This window comes from Stenotrophomonas sp. SMYL41 (assembly GCF_036319965.1).
GTDB lineage: Bacteria > Pseudomonadota > Gammaproteobacteria > Xanthomonadales > Xanthomonadaceae > Stenotrophomonas > Stenotrophomonas maltophilia_R.
The window spans coordinates 65891-87859 of the sequence record NZ_JAWIRX010000012.1; the positions used below are offsets into that span (position 1 = coordinate 65891).

Here is a 21969-nt window from a genome sequence, read left to right on the forward strand (position 1 = left end):
TCTTGGCTCTGGGTTGTACTGGGGACTGGCGGGGGACTGTGGGTTTACGGCGTCCCCCGCGAACCCAACCCGCCCGGCCCAGCGCGGCTTTTGCTTCTGGCTTCAGCGACCAACCCACAGCCACGAGGGGCTGCGCCGTTGGCTGAAAACTCAGTACCGCTTGATCCCCGGCACCGTGCAGCCCTCCAGCTGCGCATGCGCCGACACCGCATTTTCCTTCTCGCCGCGCGCCAGGCGCGACTGCTCGATCGTCGCCCAGTGCCGGCGGCACAGCGGGCCGGTCTTCGAACCCAGGTCGATCGCCTTGCGCGCGAACGTTTCCGCCTGCGCCCACTGGCCCTGCAGCAGCGCCAGCTCGGCACGTTCCTGCAGCACCGCCGGGTCACTCGCCACGATCTCCAGTGCATGGTCCAGGCTGTTGGCGGCACCGGCCAGATCGTTGGCCTGGCGCTGCGCCTGTGCGGTCAACCGCAGGTCTTCTACCTGCGAGTCACGCAGCGGCTGCACCGACAGCTCCTTGTCATCCGGCCCCGCTGCTGCATCCACGGCAGCCAGACGCTGCGCCGGCGTGGTGGTATCGACCGGCTTGACCACCGGTGGTGCGCTGCTCACGCAGGCGGCCAGGGCCAGGCTGAGGCCGCTCAGGACCAGGGGCTGCAGCAGGGATCGCATGTTCATCGGCATCATCGGCTCGGGGGAGGAGTAGCGGGGGCAGGTTCGGCAGGCGCTTCCGGCTTGCGGTCCAGGCCGAACCAGCTGCGCCAGCCACCGCCCTCGCCTTCGGCCCCACCCTGCCCGTCCGGCGACACGGCCGGCGCGCACGGCGCGTAAGCCGGCGCATAGCCCACCACAAACGGGAAACGGCGCGCGCCGGGGCAGCCTTCATCGGTGCTGTTGAGGCCGGTGGGTGCCACCGACTGCCAGTCCAGGCCCTTGTTGCTGACCCGCAGCGGCGCGCTCGGCAGGCGCTGGAAGATGCCCGACCAGACCCGCATCGCGCCGGTGGCGCCATACAGACCGGCCTGCTCGTTCTGATCGTTGCCGATCCAGATCACCGCCAGATGGTCACCGGTGTAGCCGGCATACCAGCTGTCACGGCCATCGTTGGTGGTGCCGGTCTTGCCGGCGGGCTGCAGGCGGCCGAGGCCATCGGCATTGAGCCGCTGCGCGGTACCGCTGGCGACCACCTGCTGCAGGCCGACACTGATCAGGTTGGCGGCAATCGAATCGCCTTCCTGTGCAGGCGCCGGGGTCTTGTCGTATCGCTTGAGCAGCTTGCCCTGCGGATCGAGCACGCCACGTACCGCGTGCAGCGGCTGGATCTCGCCGCCGGACGCGAGGAACTGGTAAAGCTGCGCCATCGCATACGGGCTCTGGTCGGTCGAGCCGAGGATCACCGCCGGGTTGGCCTCGGCCTTGATGCCGGCCAGTACGTGGATCAGCTGGGTCACGCGCTCGGGACCGACCTGCATGCCCACGCGCACCGTGGCCTGGTTGTAGGAATGCGCCAGCGCGTCGATCAGGCGGACCGTGCCGTGGCTGCGGTTGTCCGCGTTGCCGGGGCTCCAGTTGCGGCCGCGGCCGAGCTGCACCGTCACCGGCGAATCATCCACCCAGCTGGCCAGCGAGTAGCGGTCCGGCTGCGCCAGGGCCAGCAGGTACACGAACGGCTTGAGCAGCGAACCGACCGGGCGCTGCGCTTCGATCGCACGATTGAAGCCGACCTCGGACACCTCACGGCTGCCGATCACCGCCAGCACGTCACCGTTGTGCACGTCGGTCAACACCATGCCAGCCTGCAGTTCAGGACGACGCTGGCTTTCCAGCGACTTGATGGTGCGGGTCACCGCGCCTTCGGCATACGCCTGCGCGGACGGCGACATGCCGGTCATCACGCTCAGGCCCGCGCCCTGCAGCGCCGATTCCGGATAGTCATGGCCGAGCTGGCGGCGGACCAGGTCAACGTAGGCGGGGAAGCGGTTGGCTGCCACCAGGCCCGGCGTCTTGGGCACGCCCAGCGGTGCCTTCAGCGCGCGCTGGTACTCGGCATCGTCGATCAGCGTGGCCTCGTGCAGCTTGCCCAGCACGAAGTTGCGGCGATCCAGCGCGCGTTCCGGGTTACGCCGCGGGTCGTAGAACGACGGCCCCTTGACCAGGCCGATCAGCAGGGCGATCTGCTCGGTCTCCAGCGACTGCAGGTCGCGGCCGAACCAGAACTCGGCGCCGGACGACATGCCGTGGATCGCCTGGCTGCCGCGCTGGCCCAGGTACACCTGGTTGAGATAGGCCTCGAAGATGGTGCGCTTGTCGTAGCGCGCCTCCATGATCAGTGCGTACAGCACCTCATTGAACTTGCGGGTGACCGTCTGTTCCTTGCCGATGCCGAGCAGGCCGCTGCGGGCCAGCTGCTGGGTCAGCGTCGACGCGCCCTGGCGGCTCTGGCCACCGGAACGGATCGTCACCCACACCGCGCGCGCAATGCCGGACAGATCGATGCCGTGATGGCGGTTGAAGTCCTTGTCTTCCACTGCCTGCAGGCCGGTCACCAGCAGGTCCGGCGCCTCGTCCATGCGGATCAGGCGGCGTTCTTCCTGCTTCTGGCCGTACAGGGTGGCGATGCGCGCCGGATCCAGCCGCGCAGCCTTCAGCGCCTTGCGGCTGTCGGCATCGCGCAGCGAGGCCACGCCGCCATCGGCCAGCGACAGCTCCACCCGGCGCGGGGCCACCCGGCCATCGACATCGTTGTAGCCGCGGCTGGAGATGACAAAGCGCCCGCCGTTCACCGCATAGGTGGCCGGCTCCTTGCCCTGCCCGTCATCGCGGTAGGCAGAGGCGGCCAGTTCGGTCTTCAGCGTGGAGGCATCCATCGCCTTGCCGGGGGTGAGCACCAGCGGGCGCGCGTACACGCGCGTGGGGATCTGCCAGCGCAGCTCGCCGAAACGCTGGGTCACCTGTTGGTTCAGGTACAGCGTATAGGGAATGAGGAAACCCAATCCCAACGCGACCGCAGCCATGCTCCAGGTGATCAGCCGGCGCCGCCACAGCGGACCGTTGTCCTGCTGGTCGTCGTCGAAATCGTCGATGTCGTCGGAATCGTAGCGTCGGGGCACGGGAATGCGAGAATGTAGGGTCTGGCGAGTCTACCCCAGCCACTGCGGCTGGCGAATTCTCCCGGGTTCCCCTGCTTAAGCTGGAGTTGCAACCGGATGGCGATGTCCCTGGCCGAGATCCGATACCTGATCAACCGCCTGTCGGGCCTGGCCCGCCGGAGCCTGGCAAGCCTGCGCACCCGTGGGTGGCGGGCCACCTGGCAGCGCATCCGCGTGCATACCCAGCGCGCCGTTCCCGCTCCGCGCACGCCGCTGTTCCTGCCGCCGGCACAGGATTTCACCCCCTTCACGGTGCCGTTCAGCGAGTCGCCGGAGGTAAGCATCGTCATTCCGGTCTACAACCACGTCGACCACACGCTGGCCTGCCTGCGCGCCCTGGCGGCGTACCCGCCGGCGGCCGCGTGCGAGATCCTGGTGGTGGATGACGGCAGCAGCGACGCCACCGCGCAGTGGATGCCGCAGGTGGCCGGGCTGCGCTATGAAGTGCGCGAGCACAACGGCGGTTTCATTGAAGCCTGCAATGACGGTGTGTCGCGCGCGCGCGGCCGCTACGTGGTACTGCTCAACAACGATACGGTGCCGCAGCCAGGCTGGCTCGATGCCCTGCTGGGCACCTTCGGCAGCATGCCCGACGCCGGCCTGGTCGGCAGCCAGCTGCTGTACCCCGATGGCCGCCTGCAGGAATCAGGCGGGGTGATCTTCGCCGATGGCAGTGGCTGGAGCTACGGCCGCTTCGAGGCCGCCGATGATCCGCGCTTTGCCAGCCTGCGCGACGTCGACTACTGCTCGGGGGCGGCGCTGATGCTGCCGCGCGCCCTCTGGCAGCAGCTGGATGGCTTCGATACCCGCTACAAGCCGGCGTACTACGAGGACACCGACCTGGCCTTCCGCGTGCGTGCACAGGGCCTGCGCGTGCTGGTGCAGCCGGCCAGCCGGGTGATCCACGACGAAGGCACCAGCAACGGTACCGACACCGGCAGCGGGGTGAAGGCCTACCAGGTGCGCAACCAGGCCATCTTCGCCGCCCGCTGGGCTACCGAACTGGGCCGACATCCGGCGGTCGGCGAAGTGCCGTCTCCGGCGCTGCTGCTGCGCGGCCGGCGCCAGGTGCTGATCCTGGACGAGGAAGTACCTCAACCGGATCGCGATTCCGGGTCGCTGCGCCAGGTCAATCTGATCCGCCTGCTGCTGCAGGGCGGTGCCCACGTGGTGTTCGTACCGACCCGGCGCGAGCATGCCGGTGCGGCCACCGAAGCGCTGCAACGCATGGGCGTGGAAGTCTGGTACGCGCCCTTCCTGGACGGCGTGGCCGGCTGGCTGCGCAACCACGGATCGCGTTTCGACGTGGCAATGATGGTGCGTCACCATGTAGCCCATGAATGCCTGCCGCTGCTCAAGCGCTATGCGCCGCAGGCACGCACCGTATTCGACACCGTTGACCTGCACTACCTGCGCGAACGCCGCGGTGCCGAAGTGGCCGGCGACGCAACCCTGCTGCGTGCAGCCGAACGTACCCGAAGCAGCGAACTGGCCGTGATGGAGCAGTGCGACATCACCGTGCTGGTCAGTGCGGCCGAACGGGAGCAGCTGCAGTCCGACGCACCGCGGGTGCGGGTGGAGCTGATCTCCAACCTGCACGAGGTCGCTGGTGCCGGTGCCGTGTTCGAGCAGCGGCGCGACCTGGTGTTTGTCGGTGGTTTCCGTCATCCACCGAACCTGGATGGCATGGAATGGTTCATCGGCGAGGTCTTCGCCCGCATCCGCGCCCGGCTGCCCGAGGTGCGCCTGCACTGCATCGGTGCTGCGGCGCCGGAGTCGTTGCTGGCGCTTGCCGCACGCCAGCCGGGCGTGCAGATGCACGGGTTCGTCGAAGACATCACCCCCTACATGGACGGTGCGCGCATTGCCATTGCGCCGCTGCGGTTCGGCGCCGGCGTGAAGGGCAAGATCAACCTGAGCATGGCCCATGGCCAGCCGGTGGTCGGTACCACCTGTGCCGTGGAAGGCATGCACCTGCACCCGGGCCAGGACGTGCTGGTGGCCGATGACGCCGCCGGCTTCGCCGATGCGGTGATCCGCCTGTACCAGGATCCGCAGCTGTGGCAGCAGCTGTCCGATGCAGGCCTGGCCAACGTCGCCCAGCATTTCTCACTTGATGCCGCCCGCGCGACCGTGCAGCGGGTGTTCTTCGCCTAGTCCGCACGTCCGCCGGCGCGACGCAGGCGGTCTTCGAATGCCGGCAGTTCGGCCAGGTCCGGTTGCAGCAACCGCGCCTGTTCGGCGGCGCGCGCAGCAAAGGCCAGGTCGCCATTGCCGAGCCGTTCGCTGCCGATCGCCAGCCAGCGCTGGGCCAACCGCAGCCGCGCCGAGGGCAGGCCCGCTGCGGTCGGTGACAGCGTCTGCCAGGCCTGCAGGCAGGCGCCTGCCGCCTGTACCCGGTTCTGCCGCAGATTGTCGTCGAAGCAGCGGCGACTGGCGGGCAGCAGGCGTGCTGCAGCGGCCTTCACCCGCGCGTCGCGGGGGGCCAATGACTGTGCTTCGCGCAGCGCGTCGAACGCGCTGTGCCCCGGTGGGCTGATCCACTGCCCTGCACGCTCGGCGCGTTCGATCTTGCGCAGGTGGTCGCGCAGCTGGCGTTCGCGCTGCGCCTTACTGATCGCGGGCTGCTGCAGGGCCTGTTGCGCCTGCTGCGCACGCTGCAGGCGCTGCGCAAGTTGTTGCCGTACTGCCTGCGAAGCCCCCAGCTCCACCGCCAGCGCCGCATCACGTTGCGCCGCATCGAACTGGAAATCGTCGGCGCGCTTCTGGCTGCGCGCCAGCACTGCCTGCAGCACCTGCTCACGCCCCCGTTGGGCGTTGGCATCATCGGCAGCCACCGCCAGCACCGCCAGGAAGCCCTTGGACGCTGCTTCCAGCTGCTGCCGTTGCAATGCGCGCTGTGCCTGCCGCAAGCGCTGCTCGACCGCCCGCGCCAGGGCTTCCTCGCTGGCCGGCAGATCGGCATGACCGGCATCGAACTGGCGGGCACGACGCAGGATCGCGGCGGCCTCGGCCAGCTCTCCGCGCCCCGCCAGCGTGCGCGCCTGCAGCAGCAGGTCGCTCAGCGCATCTTCGCGCCCTTCCAGCGCCGGCAGGTTGTCCGGCTGCAAGGCGAGGATGCGCTGGAACAAGGGCAACGCACTGCTGTCGCCGTCATCCAGGCGTCCGGCTGCGAACGCGTTGCGCGCCTGTGCCAACAACGCACCAATACCCGCTCCGGCGCTGCGTCGCGCCTGCAGCTGGCGGGCGACTGCATCGGCTTCGCCCTGTGGCACCTGCAGCTCACGGGCCAGCGCCAGCGCCTGCGCGCTGCCGTCCAGGTCACCAGCCTGCAGGCGATCGCGCGCCTGCTGCAGTGCTGCCGCGCCGGTACTGGCCAGGCCCTGGCGCGCCTGCGGGCGATCACCGTCCAGCGCCAGCACCGCCTGGTAGCGCTCGCGCGCACCACTGCCATCGGCATCGCTCAGGCGACCGGCAGCCAGTGCACGATCGCCCTCGGCCAGCAGCTGCTCGATCTGCGGCTCATCCCAGAACCAGTCGGCCAGCGGCTTGCGCAGCAGCACCAGCAGCACGAACACCGCCAGCGCTGCGAGCAGCGCCCAGCGCCACACCCGGCGCGCATGGCGCGCCTGCAGCCACCACCAACGGCCCTCGCGACGGACGCGGTCCAGCGCAGGGTGTTCAGCGCCATGCGGGCGATGCGGGGGCTCGCGTTCCATGCGTGCAGGGTAGCCGGGGCAGCGTGAAGCTCAGCCGAGGCGACGCGCCTCGCTCACGCCCGGCAGCGCATCCAGTTTGCCCAGCAGGGTCGACAACTGCCCGTAGTCGCTGACCTTCAGGCGCAGCCGCAGGTGGGCACGGCCACTGTTGCGCACGTTGTCACTGTGGATGTCGAGCACGTAGGCGTCTTCCTGGGCGATCAGGTTGGTGATGTCCTTCAGCAGCCAGCGGCGGTCGACGGCAGTGACCACCACGTCCACTTCGTAGCCGCCGCCGGCCTGGCCCCACTCCACCGGCAGGATGCGCTGCGGACTGGTGGCTGCCAGCCGGGCCAGCGCGGCACAGTCTGCACGATGCACGGTGACACCACGGCTACGGGTCAGGTAACCGATGATCGGCTCGCCGGCCACCGGCTGGCAGCAGCGTGCCAGCTGCACCAGCAGGTTGCCCACGCCCTGCACGGTGAACTTGGACTTGCCCAGGTTCTCGCGGCGCGCGGTCGGCCGCGGCAGGCTCGGCGCGGGCGCCGGCTGGCTGGCGGCACGCTCCGCTTCCAGCAGCGTACGGCTGACCTGGTTCGGGCCGGTATCGCCCAGCGCGACCTGGATGTACAGGTCATCGACACTGTCGGCATGGAACTTCTTCGCGGCGACGGCCAGGTCCGAGTGCTGCAGGCCCAGCCGCTTCAGTTCGCGCTCGAGCAGCTCGCGACCGGCCTGCACGTTGCGCGCACGGTCCAGCTTGTGGAACCAGCTGCGTACCTTCTCACGTGACCGGTTGCTGGCCAGGAAGCCGTTGGCCGGCATCAGCCAGTCGCGGCGCGGGTCGGCTTCCTTGCCGGTCAGGATCTCGACGCGGTCGCCGCTGCGCAACCGATAGGTCAGCGGCACGATACGGCCGTTGACCTTCGCGCCGCGGCAGCGGTGCCCGACCATGGTGTGCACCTGGTAGGCGAAATCGAGCGGCGTGGCCCCCTGCGGCAGGTCCAGCACCTCGTCCTTCGGGCTCAGCGCATAGACCCGGTCCTCGGTCAGCTCGGCATCGAGCGCCCCGGCCAGTTCATTGCCCTGCCCGTCCTGCGCCTGTTCCAGCAGCTGGCGCATCCAGGTGATCTTGCGGTCGAAGGACTTCTCCGCGCCCTTGCCACCCTCTTTGTACTTCCAGTGCGCGGCCACGCCCAGCTCGGCCTGCGAGTGCATCTCATGGGTACGGATCTGCACTTCGATGGTGCGCCCTTCCGGGCCGACCACGGCGGTATGCAGCGAGCGATAGTCATTGGCCTTGGGTCGGGCGATGTAATCGTCGAACTCGCTCGGCACCGGCGCCCACAGCGCGTGCACCACGCCCAGCGCGGCGTAGCAGGCGGCGACGTCGTCCACCATCACCCGCACTGCGCGGATGTCGTACAGCTGGTCGAACGCCAGCCGCTTCTTCTGCATCTTCCGCCAGATGCTGTAGATGTGCTTCGGGCGGCCGCTGACTTCGGCCGTGATGCCCTGCGCGACCAGCTCGCGCGACAGCACCTTCTTGACGTTCTCGACATAGCGCTCGCGTGCGATTCGGGTCTCGTCCACCTCGCGGGCGATGCGGCGATAGGTCTCCGGTTCCAGGTGGCGGAACGCCAGGTCCTCCAGCTCCCACTTCAGCTGCCAGATGCCCAGGCGGTTGGCCAGGGGCGCGTGGATGTCGCGGGTCAGCTGCGCCAGCGCGCGGCGTTGCTCGTCATCCAGCTTGTCGGCCGCACGCATCCGCGCCAGCTGGCGTGCCAGCAGGATAGGTACCACGCGCAGGTCGCGGATGATCGCCAGCAGCAGCCGGCGCAGCCCTTCACTGTTGCGCCCGGCCTCACGGCCGGCATGCAGTGCCCACACCGGATCTGCAGCGTCCTGGCCATCGAGCAGGCCGATCACCGCCGCCTTGTGGCTGCCCAGCGGCAGCGGGTCCAGGCTGGCGCGCAGGCCCGGCAGGTCGAACAGCAAAGCTGCCACCACCGCTCCCTCGTCGGCCGAAAGCATCGCCAGCGCATCAAGGGTATCGCCCAGCACCGACCAGGTGGCGCGCATCTGGTGGTCGCAGTCCGGCGCTTCCCACTGCTCACGCAGGGCCTGGCGCAGCGGAGCAGGCAGCACGGCTGCCGAGGGACGGTTCAACAAGGCATCCAGGCCAGGGACGGAAGCGCGGTTCACAGCATCGAGCAGGTAAGGCAGAGGCCCCTACACTAGCGCCGGCGCCGTTCAGGGACAATCACCGCGGCCACCATCACCCGGCATGAAGACATGCCGCTACACTCGCCAGCACACCCAGGAGAGACCTGCCATGCCTTCCATTGCCCTGCGCGTCCGTCCACGGATGCTGGCCTGTGCCGCCGTGCTGCTGTTCCTTTCCGCGCCAGCGCTGGCCCAGCGCGTGGTGGAGGGCGACCTGCAGCATCAGATGTCGCCCGCCGAGTTCAAGGCCGCCGGCCTGGAAAAGCTCAGTGCCAACGAACTGGCCACGCTCAATCGCTGGCTGCAGGGCAAAGTGGAGGCAGCCACTACGCAGGCCGTCGCCGCAGCGCGCGAAGAAGGCCGCCAGGAAGTGATCAAGAAGAACCGGGGCTTCCTCGACTTCGGCAGCAGCGAGCCGATCGAAAGCAACCTGCAGGGCGAATTCCGTGGCTTCGGCCAGGGCCGCCGCTACGTACTGCAGAACGGCCAGGAGTGGGAGCAGATAGATGCCACGCACTATTCCGGCGGCCGCAAGGAAGCCCCGAACGTCAGCATGCGCCCCGGCGTGATGGGAGCCTGGTACATGAAGGTGGACGGTGTGAACGTGCAGCCGAAGGTTCGCCGCACCAAGTAACACCCGGGCATTCCGACCGCGCCGGGTCCATGCCCGGCGGCAATGGCCGCCCGACGGGGCGGCCATTGCACGCATTTACGCCTGGCGCAGTGCGGCCACCCGCTGCGCCAGCTTCTTCGCCGAAATGCCGGTACGTGCGCCCAGCTCCTGGGCGAACAGCGATACCCGCAGTTCTTCCAGATCCCAGCGCAGGGCCTGCCACTGCGGCCGGTCGCGCAGCCCCTGCTGCTCGCCGGTCTCCAGCGCCTCCAGGAATGGATGCAGTTCCAGCATGCGTGCCTGGTCGCGCGGCGGATCACGCTTGGCGCGCTCGGTGCGCAGGATCATCGCCTTCAGGTAGCGCGGGTACTGCGCCAGTGCATCGGCCGGCGTATCACGCAGGAAACCGGGATGGATCAGGCCCGCCAGCTGCGCCTCCATATCGTCCAGGTTGCCGCGCGCCCAGCCCATCAACGGTGCTTCCAGCATCGGCTTCAGTTCCGCCACCAGTGCCAGGATGGTTTCGGCCAGCTTCAGCCGCGACATCGCCTCGCCGAACAGCGCCTTGGCGGCATGCTCGCGGCGCTGCTCGAAGGCCGCCGCATCGCGGATGTCTTCCAGGCCCTCGGCCAGCACCGCGTTCATCGCCGCATCGACCAGATCACCGCGCAGGCGTTCCTGCGATTCGATCGCGGCATACAGCAGGCCGGTCTTGGCACCGACCGGCAACTGCTTGCGCGCCTGTTTGACCTTCTCGGCCAACGCGATCTCCAGCAGGCGGCGCACGCCCAGCGGATGAGCCTCCTGCGCCTGCTGCCGGTCGGCAAAGATGCGCAGCGCCACGCTGTCGCCCTCGTCCAGCAACGCCGGATAGGCCGGCACGCCGGCTTCACCCGGCACCTGCAGCGGAATCGGCGTCGCCGGGAACGTACGCAGGCCATCGGCCGCCATCTCGCGGCCGGCACGTGCAGCGAAGGCATCGCCGGCACGGCCACCAAACTTCGCGCGCAACGCATCAAGGTCGCGCGAGGTTGCCAGCACCTTGCCGTGCTCGTCGCGCAGGCGCAGGTTCATGTGCAGGTGCGGTTCGATCGAACCGGGTTCGAAATCCAGCGCCGTCACCGTCGCACCGGTGGCACGTGACAGGAAACGCGCCAGTTCGCCGGTGATGGCATCGGCGCTGGGCTGCGGGAACGCCTCGAAGAAGGCGCGTCCGAAGTCAGGTGCCGGCACGTAATTGCGCCGCATCGCCTTGGGCAGGCTGCGGATCAGTGCCGAGGCCTTGTCGGCGACGAAGCCCGGCGCCAGCCAGCCCAGCTGCACCGGGTCCAGCGCGTTGAGCAGGTGCAGCGGCACGTCCAGGGTCACGCCGTCATCGTCGGCTCCCGGCTCGAAGCGATAGTGCAGTGGCAGGCGCGCCTGGCCCAGTGGCAGGTACTTCGGGTAGCGCTCCTGTTCGCTGCCCTCACCCGGCAACAGATCGACCAGCGACCAGTGCAGGGTCTTGCGCTGCTCCGGCGCCAGCCCCTTCCACCACGTATCCAGGCCGGCAGCCGAATGGATCTGCGGCGGCACCCGGTCCAGGTACCAGCGCGCCTGCCAGTCCTCGTCAGCCACGATGCCGGCGCGGCGCAGCTTGGCTTCTTCCTCGCGGGCGATCTCCAGCACTTTCTGGTTGTCGGCCACGAAGCTGGCGCGGGTGTTGATCTCGCCCGTCACCAGCGCCTGGCGCACGAAGATGTCGTGCGCCTCGCCCGGCGCGATGCGGCCGTAGTGCACCGGCCTCTTCGGGGCCAGCACCAGGCCGAACAGGCTGATCTGCTCGGAGGCCAGCACCTGGCCCTGCGCGCGCGACCAGTGCGGGTCGAAGTGCTTGCGCAACAGCAGGTGCGGCAATTCGGCAATCACCCAGTCCGGCTCGATCGCGGCCAGGGTCATGCCCCACACCTTCTGCGTATCCAGCAGATTGGCAGCCAGCAGCCACGGCGGCGGCCGCTTGGACAGCGCCGAGCCCGGGAACGGCAGGAAACGGCGCTGCCGCGGCGCCTGGAAGTCGCCCTTCTCGGTGCGATGGCCGATCTGTGTCGGCAGGCCCGCCACCAACGCCCGGTGCAGGGTCTGGTAGGCGGCGGCACGCGCGCGCTCGCTGAAGCCGCCGCCAATCGGCACCTGTTCCTTCTGCGCACGCACGGCCACCGCCGCCGGGGCGGTTTCCGCCTTGCCTTCGCGGGCCAGGCGCGCGGCACGGTGCAGCTGCCCACGGGTGGCCTTCACTGCAGCGGCATCATCGCGCACCGGGGCCGGTGCACTGCTGCCGGCCAGCAATGGCGCCATCGCCATTTCGTTGGCCTCTTCCTTCCAGCCCAGTTCCTCGCACAGCAGGCGCAGCTGGCGATGCAGCTCGCGCCATTCGCGCATGCGCAGGAAACCGAGGAAATGCCGACCACACCAGTCACGCAGCTTGGACTGGGTCAGGTCTTCATGGGCCTGCCGGTAGGCATCCCACAGGCGCAGCACACCAACGAATTCAGATCGGCCATCGGCAAACTGTGCATGCGCACTGTCGGCAGCGCCGCGCGCTTCCGGTGGGCGCTCGCGCGGGTCCTGGATGCCCAGGAACGAGGCGATCACCAGCATCGGCCGCAGGCAGCCGGCGGCCTGCGCGGCCACCAGCATGCGCGCCAGCTTCACGTCCACCGGCAGGCGTGCCATCTGCTTGCCGATGGTGGTCATGCGCCGCTCGGCGTCGATCGCACCCAGTTCGGTCAGCTGCTGCCAGCCGTCTGCCACCGCGCGCTCGTCCGGTGCTTCCAGGAACGGGAACTCCTCGATACGGCCCAGGCCCAGCTGCAGCATGCGCAGGATCACCCCGGCCAGGCTGGAACGACGGATTTCCGGATCGGTGAACTCCGGCCGCGCCTGGAAGTCGGCCTCTGCATACAGGCGGTAGCAGATGCCCTCGGCGATACGCCCGCAACGGCCCTTGCGCTGGTTGGCGCTGGCCTGCGAGATCGGCTCGATGTGCAGGCGATCGAGTTTGTTGCGCGGGCTGTAGCGCTTGACGCGGGCGAAGCCCGGATCGACCACGTAGCGGATGCGCGGCACCGTCAGCGAGGTTTCCGCCACGTTGGTGGCCAGCACGATGCGCCGGTTCGGACCGGGATTGAACACCCGGTCCTGGTCCTGGTTGGACAGGCGCGCGTACAGCGGCAGCACCTCGGTATTGCGGTACTTGCGGCGCTCCAGCGACTGGTGCGCATCGCGGATCTCGCGCTCGCCCGGCAGGAAAATCAGCACGTCGCCACGCGCATCCAGGCGGGTGATCTCGTCGATGGCCGACACGATGGCATCGTTGACGGTGCGCTCGCCCTGGTCTTCGCCCTCGCCTTCCAGCGCGCGATAGCGCACTTCCACCGGATAGGTGCGGCCTTCCACGCTGATCACCGGCGCATTGTCGAAATGCTGGGCGAAGCGCTCGGTGTCGATGGTGGCCGAGGTCACGATCAGCTTCAGGTCCGGGCGCTTGCGCAGCAGCTGCTTCAGGTAGCCCAGCAGGAAATCGATGTTGAGGCTGCGTTCGTGCGCCTCGTCGACAATGATCGTGTCGTAGTTCGACAGCCAACGGTCACTGGCGATCTCCGCCAGCAGGATGCCGTCGGTCATGAACTTGATGCGGCTGTCGTCGCTGACCTTGTCGTTGAAGCGCACCTGGTAACCGACGAGCTGGCCCAGTTCGCTCTGCAGTTCCTGCGCCACGCGACTGGCCACCGCACGTGCGGCAATCCGTCGCGGCTGGGTGCAGCCGATCATGCCGGCCTGGCCACGGCCGGCGGCCAGGCACAGTTTCGGCAGCTGGGTGGTCTTGCCCGAGCCGGTTTCACCGGCGATCACCACGACCTGGTGGTCGCGGATCAGCTCGATGATGGCGTCGGCTTCACGCGCAATCGGCAGCTGCGGGTCCAGAGTAATGGACGGCTGCTGCAGCGCCCGGACCTGCCGGCGCTGCACCGACGCCTGCAAGGCCTGCTCGAAGGTGGCGGCCAGTGCCGCATCCTGTGGCTTGGCCTGGCAACGCGAGAGCATCCCCAGCAAACGGCCCCGGTCGCGGCTCATCGCACCGTCGATGGCGGCGCGCTGTTGGCGCAGGCGGGACGTCGGATTTTTATCGATAGCGTTCATCAATCGGTTCGTTCAAAACTTTGAAAGCGACCAGTCATCGAGACTGATTTACTGTGAAGGCCAACGATTCCACAAGGAGGAACCCCATGGCGAAGACCAAGAGCACGACCAAGGCCAAGACCGGCAAGCAGAAGCTGGCAACGGCGGCACCGTCGGCGCCGAACATCGATATCGGGATCACCCAGGGCGACCGCAAGAAGATCGCCGACGGTCTGTCGCGCTTCCAGGCCGATGCATTCACGCTCTACCTGAAGACCCACAACTTCCACTGGAACGTGACCGGGTCGATGTTCAACTCGCTGCACACCATGTTCGAGACGCAGTACACCGAGCAATGGGCGGCACTGGACGACGTGGCCGAGCGCATCCGCGCGCTGGGCTTCAATGCCCCGGGCTCCTACCGGGAATTCGCTGCGCTGACCTCGATCGCCGAGGAACCGGGCCTGACCGACAGTGCGGACTGGCGTGAAATGGTACGCCAGTTGGTGGTCGCCAACGAAGCGGTCTGCCGTACGGCACGTGAAGTGCTGGAGGTGGCGGCCAAGGGTGACGACGCCCCGACCGAGGATCTGATGACCCAGCGCCTGCAGACGCACGAGAAGTACGCCTGGATGCTGCGCTCGCTGCTCCAGTAAGGGTTTGGGGGGCTCGGCAGGGCTGCGCCCTGCACCCGCAGAGGTAACGGCAAAGGCAACAACCGGAGCAAAAGCTGGTTTCCTGTGGGTAGGCGGGGTGGGTCCGGTTGCGGGGGACGCCGTAAATACGTCCATGTAGGCTCGGTCGCGCCATCCATGGCGCTCACGCCCCCGCAACCGGACCCACCCCGCCTTCGACAGTTCTCCGCGATCTGTCGGAACGACTCTCGGGGTCAGATCCGTTTTCCGAAGGAAAACGGATCTGACCCCAGATGTATTTCGATATCTGACAGCTTCATCCACGCATGGCGTGGATCTACCGTGTCGACCAAGGTCGACACCTACCAACAGCCATCGGAATCTGTCAGAGGTGGGGCTGCAAGCCCTGCTCGACCCACCTCACACCGTGATGGTCTGGGTCAGCGACTCCCAGGTCGGTGGCACCGGCCACGCCGCCGCCTGGTTGCCGTCCAGCACCCGCCGCAGGTCGCGTGGATCAATCTGCGGTGCCAGCACGTGCACCAGCTCCAGCGCGTAATCACGCAGCACCCGGTCGCGTGGCAGCACTGCCCACGCGATGCACTCGGCAATCGGGGCCGGGGCCGGCCAGGCCTTCAGGTCTTCGTCGTTGGAACTGACCGCCATCTCGGCCAGCAGGCCCACGCCCAGGCCGGTACGCACATAGGTCTTGATCAGATCGGCATCAAGCGCGGTCAGCGCCAGATCCGGCACCAGGGCATGGGCGGCGAAGGCGCGCTGCAGCGAGGAATTCGGGCGGGTCGAGGATTCGTAGCTGATCAATGGCTGCCGGGCCAACGCGGCCAGGTCCGGTGCACGCCCGGCGCGGTCCAGCGGGTGGCCCTTGGGTACCACCACCAGCCGCCGCCAGCGGAACAGCGGCACTGCAACGCCATCAGTGGGTTCACCGCCAGCGGTGCTGATGATCGCGATATCGGCATCCCCCTGGTTCAAGCGGTCCAGCGCGTCGGCTTCACCGGCCTGCTGCAGGTGCACGCTGACCTGCGGGTAAGCCTGCTTGATCGCTGCCACCGCCGGCGGCAGCACGAAGCGCGCCTGGGTGTGGGTGGTGGTCAGGATCAGCTGGCCCTGGCTCTCACGGCGCTGGTTGGCCGCGTAGGTGCGGATGTTGTTGGCCTCCGCCAGCACCGCGCGGGCACGGGCGATCACCTCGGTGCCGGCCGGGGTGACCGACTCCAGGCTGCGGCCCTTGCGCACGAACAACAGGAAACCCAGCTCGTCCTCCAGCTGCTTGAGCTGCTTGGACAGGCCAGGCTGGGTGGCGTGCACGCGCGAGGCGGCCAGCGTGATGTTCAGCTCGGCGTCGGCGATGGCAACCAGGTAGCGCAGCTGGGTCAGCGTCATGGGCAGGCAGGCGGCGTGGGGCGGAGGTCCACTCTAGGGTCAATTGCCGTCACCAGCTTATAACCAAAGGTTGTTTAAGAAAGGTATCTGGTCATTTCCGGGCGTCATATGCCGGCGCTACGGTCAGCCGGCAGCCGCTGGCCTGAACGGCCAGCCGTCCCCCTTCGCCCGCCGAAGCCCGGCGCGGCCCCGTTTCCGGAGCGCTTCCATGGCCCTGTACGACTCCATCCTCGATACCGTCGGCAACACCCCCATCGTCAGGCTGCAGCGCCTGGCGCCCCCGCAGGTCAGCGTCTACGCCAAGGTCGAGTCGTTCAATCCGGGCGGCTCGGTGAAGGACCGCCTGGCGCTGGCGATCATCCTCGACGCCGAAGCGCGTGGCCTGCTCAAGCCGGGTGACACCATCGTGGAGGCGACTTCGGGCAACACCGGCGTGGCGCTGGCGATGGTCGCCGCCGCGCGCGGCTACAAGTTCGTGGCGACCATGGTCGAGACCTTCTCGGTGGAACGCCGCAAGCTGATGCGCGCCTACGGTGCCAAAGTGATCCTGACCCCGGCCGCCGAGCGCGGCAGCGGCATGGTACGCAAGGCGGCCGAACTGGCCGAACAGCACGGCTGGTTCCTGGCCAGCCAGTTCGCCAACCCGGCCAACCCGGCGTATCACCGCAACACCACTGCCGCGGAAATCCTGCGCGACTTCGCCGGCAAGCGGCTGGACTACTTCGTCAGCGGCTGGGGCACCGGCGGCACGCTCACCGGTGTTGGCGAAGTGCTGAAGGTCGCGCGCCCGCAGACCCGCATCATCGCCACCGAGCCGGCCGGCGCCGCCCTGCTCAAGGGCGATGACTGGAAGCCGCACAAGATCCAGGGCTGGACCCCGGACTTCGTGCCGGACGTGCTCAACCGCGATGTGGTGGACGAACTGGTCTCGGTCGACGATGACCGCGCGATCGCCACCGCGCGCCGCCTGGCAGCAGAGGAAGGCATTTTCGTCGGCATCTCCGCCGGCGCAACTGTCGCCAGCGCACTGGACGTGGCTGCCCGCGCTGAACCGGGCTCGGTGATCCTGGCGATGCTGCCGGACACCGGTGAACGCTATTTCTCCACGCCGCTGTTCGCCGATGTGAACGAAGGGTCCGACGACGACTGGCTGGCCGGCCTGCCGTGATGCGCAGGATCGGATCCCTTTCCGTGCGGAAAAGGGGCTGACCCCTTTCTGCTTCAGCCTGCGTGAAGGCGTCGCACGCCATCGTGCGTGAAGGCCGTCGGATCGCAGCAGGTGAGACGGTCATGACGCAGTATCGATGCCCTGTCCCCTACCGTGGGAACAGCCGGCGCAGATGCTGCGCGGAACACCTCACAGGCAGGAGACGGACGCATGAAGATCGAGGTTTGGCAGGGCGACATCACGACCCTGGCGGTGGATGCGATCGTCAACGCGGCCAACGAAACACTGCTCGGTGGCGGCGGTGTCGACGGTGCGATCCATCGCGCCGCGGGCCCGGCGTTGTTGGCCGAGTGCGAGCAGTTGCCGGAGCTTCGCCCCGGCGTGCGCTGCCCGACCGGCGAAGTGCGCGCCACCGGTGCGCATGCGTTGCCAGCGCGGCATGTACTGCACACGGTCGGCCCGGTCTGGCATGACGGCCAGCGCGACGAACCTGCGCTGCTGGCCAACTGCTACTGGAAATCGCTGCAGCTGGCCGAGTCGCTGGGTGTGCAGTCGATCGCGTTCCCGGCGATCAGCTGTGGCGTGTACGGCTACCCTTTGTACCAGGCCGCGCAGGTCGCTGTGACCGAAACGCTGGCCTGGCAGCGCAGCCATGCGCAGCCGATGCGCATCGTGCTGGTGGCGTTCAATACGGCCACGGCCAAGGCTTACCAGCAGGCGCTGGCTGCCGCTGGACAGAATACTGAGAGTGAAGCTCGCGCGTCGATGCTGCCCCCGCTGGGCGATGCAGGCTTCGCCGTCGCACACTGATCCGCAGCATGGGACGCAAAAGAGAAGGCCGGGCGTTGCCCGGCCTTTTCCATTGCACCGCAGCTTTCATCCACGCATTGCGCGGATCATGCTCAACGACTGGCCGCCTCCACCGCAGCAGCATCTTCGGCCACGACTGCCGCAGCGTCGGCAGCAGCACGCGCGGCTGAGGCGGCGGCGCCCGCGGCGCTGGCGCCATCCACCTGCACGCGCACTTCCACCAGGCCCGCGCCATTGTTCAGGCTGGACACGTCGACGGTGTAGTGGCCGGCCGGCAGCGTTTCTTCCAGGCGCGCATTGGTGCCGTTGCCACCGTCGTCGTCGGTCAGTTCCACATCGCCGCCAACCACGCGCAGCACGGTATCGACCTGGCCCGAGATCGCATCCAGGCGGACATCGGCCGGACGATCCAGGGTCAGCAGGAAGCGGCGGCTGCCTTCGTTGTCGAGCATGGTATACGCGCTGCCCGAGGTCGGCAGTGCGGTCCCGTCACGCTCGATCAGGTTGCCCGGCACTTCGATGCGGTTGGCCGACAGGGTGAACATGCCGTTGACGCCGTCACCGAGGCCGCGTGCGGTCAGGGTGTACTTGCCCGGCTTCAGTACCAGGTTCAGGCGCGAGTTGGTGCTGTCGCCGCCATCGTCATTCTCCGCATCCACGCCATGGCCCGACAGCTTGAGCACCGGATCGAACACGTCCGACACCAGGCGGATCTCGTACAGGCCTTCCTTTTCCACCTGGAGGGTGTAGTCCTGCGAATCACCGGCCAGCATGTCGACGATCTCGCCACTGCCCACCAGCGGCTTGCCGTCGTACGGCTTCAGCTTCTCGGCGCGCAGGCGGTACGGGCCGAAGGCGGTCGGGCCATCGGCGTTGACGGCCACCTGATAGGTGCCGCCGCCGTTGGCGCGGAATGCCAGCGAAACATCGCCCTCGCGCTCGTAACCGGTGTTGCTGGTGGACACCAGGGTGCCGTTGTTGAACACCGCGATCGAGCCGCTGAGCGCACCGGTGAGCTTCATGCCGACCAGTTCCTTGTCTTCCAGCTTGATCTGGTAGAGCTGGTGGTGGCTGCCGTCGTTGTAGTTGATGCCGCTGCGCGAGGTGATCTCGCCGGACACCGGCTTGTCGAAATCGAGCGACGCGGCCTTGCCCGCGTCCGCGCCGCCGCCGATGCGGTTGCAACCGCCGGCGACCAGGACCGTGGCAACGGCCAGTGTGAGTGCTGCCAAACGCATGTTGTTTCTCCTTGGCCTTCCATGTGGTTCCCGCATGCCGGCCGGGCATGCGGGGGCGGAAAAGATACCCGCAAAAGCAAACGCCGGCGTAAAGCCGGCGTTGCCCTGTTCATCCTGCAAGAGGACGGATCAGCCGTTCCACTTGCCCAGCGCGGCCAGGCCGTTGTCCCTGGCGCGCTCGTACACGGTCTTCTGGGCAGCGGCGTAGTTGCCCTTCATGTCCTTGGCCCACAGCTTCAGCGCGGCCTGCTGCATGGCGCGGCCGTAGGAGAAGCTCAGCGGCCACGGCAGGTTGCCCAGCTGGTTCATCGCGTTCAGGTGCTCGGTGGACTGCTCGTCGCTCTGGCCACCGGACAGGAACACCACGCCCGGCAGGATCGCCGGCACGGTGCTCTTCAGGCACATCACGGTCGACTCGGCCACTTCCTCGACGTCGGCCTGCTCGTCGCAGCCCTTGCCGGAGATGACCATCGAGGCCTTCAGGATGGTGCCTTCCAGCAGCACGTTCTGCTGGTACAGGGCGTCGAACAGCGAGCGCAGGGTGGCTTCGGTGACTTCGTAGCAGGTCTCGATGTCGTGGTCGCCGTCCATGATCACTTCCGGCTCGACCATCGGCACCAGGCCGCATTCCTGGCACAGCGCTGCATAGCGGGCCAGTGCGTGGGCGTTGGACTCGATGCAGGTGCCCGACGGGATGCTTTCGCCGATGTTGATCACCGCGCGCCACTTGGCGAAGCGCGCACCCAGCTTGTAGTACTCCTGCAGGCGCTCGCGCAGGCCGTCCAGGCCTTCGGTGACCAGCTCACCGGGGCAGCCGGCCAGCGGGTGCGCACCCTTGTCCACCTTGATGCCCGGAATCATGCCGTGGTCGGCCATGTACTTGGCGAACGGCACGCCGTCCTTGGTCGACTGGCGGATGGTTTCGTCGTACAGGATGGCGCCGGAAATGTGCTCGTTGAGCTTCGGCGTGGTCAGCAGCAGTTCGCGGTAGGCGCGACGGTTCTCCTCGGTGTTCTCGATACCGACGCCGGCGAAACGCTTGGCGATGGTAGCGGTGGATTCGTCGATCGCGATGATGCCCTTGCCCGGGGCGACCATGGCCTGGGCGGTTTCAGCCAGCTGTTCGATGCTCATGTATTTCCTGTGGCGGGTGCGGGAAAAACGTAAGTATAGCCCCGCCGCCCGTTGCCTCGCCGTGGAGGACAGGATGGAAACGCTTCCATGCCGGCGCAGGACAAAAGATGTCCTGCGGCATGGGGTCAGAGGCCCTGCGGGGATCTGACTTTGGGGTCAGACCCGCAACGCGGCTCCGATCCCGGGCCAACACTCCTTACAGGTCGCCCAGGCCGCTGGCGCGGCCGTCTTCGCCCACTTCCAGCAGGCGCAGGGTGTTGGTCGCACCCAGGGTTTCCATGTGCTCGCCGCTGGTGAACACAACGCGGTCACCGGCCTGCAGCAGCTCGGATTCGACCAGCAGGCGGATGCTGCCGCGCGCGGCTTCGCGCGGAGTCAGGCCACGGCTGTCGAAGTTGATCGGGTAGACATCGCGCATCAGCGCCATCTGGCGACGGGCGCCGTCATGGCGGGTCACCGCGAACACCGGCGCCTTGGCGCGGAAACGCGACAGGTAGCGCGCGGTGCCACCGGATTCGGTCATCGCCACGATCGCACGCACGCCCACGTGCTGCGACAGGAACATGGTGGCCATGGCAATGGCCTGGTCGGCACGTTCCAGGTTGCGCGGCGAGGCGTTGAAGTCGGTCTCGGTCTGGAACTGGCGCTCGGCCCCCAGGCAGATGCGCGCCATCGCTTCTACGGCCTTGACCGGGTAGGCACCGGCGGCGGTTTCCGCCGACAGCATCACCGCATCGGTACCGTCGATGACCGAGTTGGCCACGTCCAGCACTTCGGCACGGGTCGGGATCGGGCTTTCCACCATCGACTGCAGCATCTGCGTGGCGGTGATCACCACCTTGTTCTGCGCCAGCGAGGCCTTGATGATCTTCTTCTGCAGGCCCGGCAGCTCGGCATCGCCGATTTCCACGCCGAGGTCGCCACGGGCGACCATCACCACGTCGCTGGCCTCGACGATTTCTTCCAGGTTCTCGATCGCCTCGGTACGCTCGATCTTCGACACCAGTGCGGCATCGCAGCCGTGCGAGCGGGCAATGTCACGCGCGTCGTTCATGTCCTGCGCGTTGCGGCAGAACGACACGGCGATGAAGTCGACGCCGATCTTGGCAACGATGCCGATCAGTTCCTTGTCACGTTCGGTCAGCGCGCCCAGCGACAGGCCGCCGCCCTGCTTGTTCAGGCCCTTGCGGTCGGACAGCACGCCATCGTTGAGCACGGTATTGACGATGCGGTCGCCCTGCACTTCCACCACCTGCAGCTGCATCAGGCCGTCGTCGAGCAGCAGCACATCCCCCGGGCCCACGTCCTGCGGCAGGCCGAGGTAGCTCACGCCCACCTGGCTGGCCGTGCCCGGGCCGGCGTTCTCGCTGGCGATCAGGTCGAAGCGGTCGCCAGCCTTCAGCTGCACCTTGCCTTCGGCGAAGCGCTCGATGCGGATCTTCGGGCCCGGCAGGTCGGCCAGGATGCCCACTTCCACGCCCACACGGGCCGCAGCGGCACGCACTTCGGCGGCACGCTTGGCCTGGCCGGACGGATCGCCATGGCTGAAGTTCAGGCGCACCACATTGACGCCGGCGCGGAACAGATCCTCCAGCACGCCCGGCGGATCGGTAGCCGGACCGAGGGTGGCAAGGATCTTGGTGCGGCGCTGACGCTCGAACATGGTGGATGGGCCTCTCCCGTTAAAGAACGGAAATTAGCACATCCTTCACGCCGCATGTATACGGTTACAG

Annotated in this window: 14 protein-coding genes; 5 read left to right on the forward strand and 9 right to left on the reverse strand. The window is 67.8% G+C overall.

Translation table 11 applies throughout. The features are described 5' to 3' along the window. Nucleotides 1-150: 150 nt before the first annotated feature. Together V3B30_RS14690 and mrcB are read right to left on the reverse strand one after the other, a co-directional pair. Nucleotides 151-687 (reverse strand): hypothetical protein, encoded by a 537-nt coding sequence (locus tag V3B30_RS14690; RefSeq protein WP_262082869.1) that lies wholly within the window; start codon nt 685-687, stop codon nt 151-153. Continuing rightward, nucleotides 684-3110 (reverse strand): penicillin-binding protein 1B, encoded by a 2427-nt coding sequence (gene mrcB, locus V3B30_RS14695; RefSeq protein WP_262082870.1) that lies wholly within the window; start codon nt 3108-3110, stop codon nt 684-686. Before mrcB ends, V3B30_RS14690 begins: the two co-directional genes overlap by 4 nt. Before the next feature lie 96 nt (nt 3111-3206). Between mrcB and V3B30_RS14700 the strand changes: the two genes are divergently transcribed. After that, nucleotides 3207-5306, forward strand: coding sequence for a glycosyltransferase (locus V3B30_RS14700; RefSeq protein ID WP_262082871.1), 2100 nt, complete (start codon nt 3207-3209; stop codon nt 5304-5306). Here V3B30_RS14700 and V3B30_RS14705 read toward each other — a convergent pair. Both V3B30_RS14705 and V3B30_RS14710 read right to left on the reverse strand, forming a co-directional pair. Further along, nucleotides 5303-6868 carry a hypothetical protein gene (locus tag V3B30_RS14705; protein ID WP_262082872.1) on the reverse strand — a complete coding sequence of 522 codons (1566 nt, stop codon included), beginning with the start codon at nt 6866-6868 and terminating at the stop codon, nt 5303-5305. The genes V3B30_RS14700 and V3B30_RS14705 overlap by 4 nt on opposite strands. Nucleotides 6869-6898: 30 nt before the next feature. Beyond that, entirely contained in the window at nt 6899-9055 is a 2157-nt protein-coding gene (locus tag V3B30_RS14710) for a bifunctional (p)ppGpp synthetase/guanosine-3',5'-bis(diphosphate) 3'-pyrophosphohydrolase (protein ID WP_262082873.1), read from the reverse strand. 130 nt (nt 9056-9185) lie between these two features. Between V3B30_RS14710 and V3B30_RS14715 the strand changes: the two genes are divergently transcribed. Further along, nucleotides 9186-9710 carry a hypothetical protein gene (locus V3B30_RS14715; RefSeq protein ID WP_262082874.1) on the forward strand — a complete coding sequence of 175 codons (525 nt, stop codon included), beginning with the start codon at nt 9186-9188 and terminating at the stop codon, nt 9708-9710. A 75-nt stretch (nt 9711-9785) separates the two neighbouring features. On the opposite strand, the gene hrpA is transcribed toward V3B30_RS14715, so the two are convergent. After that, nucleotides 9786-13868 carry an ATP-dependent RNA helicase HrpA gene (hrpA, locus tag V3B30_RS14720; RefSeq protein ID WP_262082875.1) on the reverse strand — a complete coding sequence of 1361 codons (4083 nt, stop codon included), beginning with the start codon at nt 13866-13868 and terminating at the stop codon, nt 9786-9788. An 86-nt stretch (nt 13869-13954) separates the two neighbouring features. Between hrpA and V3B30_RS14725 the strand changes: the two genes are divergently transcribed. Next, nucleotides 13955-14503 (forward strand): Dps family protein, encoded by a 549-nt coding sequence (locus V3B30_RS14725; protein WP_100473664.1) that lies wholly within the window; start codon nt 13955-13957, stop codon nt 14501-14503. A 399-nt stretch (nt 14504-14902) separates the two neighbouring features. Here V3B30_RS14725 and V3B30_RS14730 read toward each other — a convergent pair whose 3' ends face one another. Further along, nucleotides 14903-15886, reverse strand: coding sequence for a LysR family transcriptional regulator (locus V3B30_RS14730; RefSeq protein ID WP_262083783.1), 984 nt, complete (start codon nt 15884-15886; stop codon nt 14903-14905). A 208-nt stretch (nt 15887-16094) separates the two neighbouring features. Between V3B30_RS14730 and cysK the strand changes: the two genes are divergently transcribed. Together cysK and V3B30_RS14740 are read left to right on the forward strand one after the other, a co-directional pair. After that, nucleotides 16095-17054, forward strand: a complete 960-nt coding sequence (cysK, locus tag V3B30_RS14735) for a cysteine synthase A (RefSeq protein WP_087923478.1) — start codon at nt 16095-16097, stop codon at nt 17052-17054. 210 nt (nt 17055-17264) lie between these two features. Beyond that, complete coding sequence (locus V3B30_RS14740) at nt 17265-17864, forward strand: O-acetyl-ADP-ribose deacetylase (RefSeq protein WP_100473754.1); 600 nt, start codon at nt 17265-17267, stop codon at nt 17862-17864. A gap of 92 nt (nt 17865-17956) precedes the next feature. On the opposite strand, the gene V3B30_RS14745 is transcribed toward V3B30_RS14740, so the two are convergent. From V3B30_RS14745 to pyk, 3 genes are all read right to left on the reverse strand, one after another. Next, nucleotides 17957-19102: an ABC transporter substrate-binding protein gene (locus tag V3B30_RS14745; RefSeq protein WP_100473755.1), complete on the reverse strand. Its 1146-nt coding sequence runs from the start codon at nt 19100-19102 to the stop codon at nt 17957-17959. Nucleotides 19103-19231: 129 nt separating this feature from the next. Next, nucleotides 19232-20236, reverse strand: a complete 1005-nt coding sequence (locus tag V3B30_RS14750; protein ID WP_100473756.1) for a class I fructose-bisphosphate aldolase — start codon at nt 20234-20236, stop codon at nt 19232-19234. Between the two features lie 196 nt (nt 20237-20432). Further along, nucleotides 20433-21899: a pyruvate kinase gene (gene pyk / locus V3B30_RS14755; RefSeq protein WP_049442695.1), complete on the reverse strand. Its 1467-nt coding sequence runs from the start codon at nt 21897-21899 to the stop codon at nt 20433-20435. Nucleotides 21900-21969 lie beyond the last annotated feature (70 nt).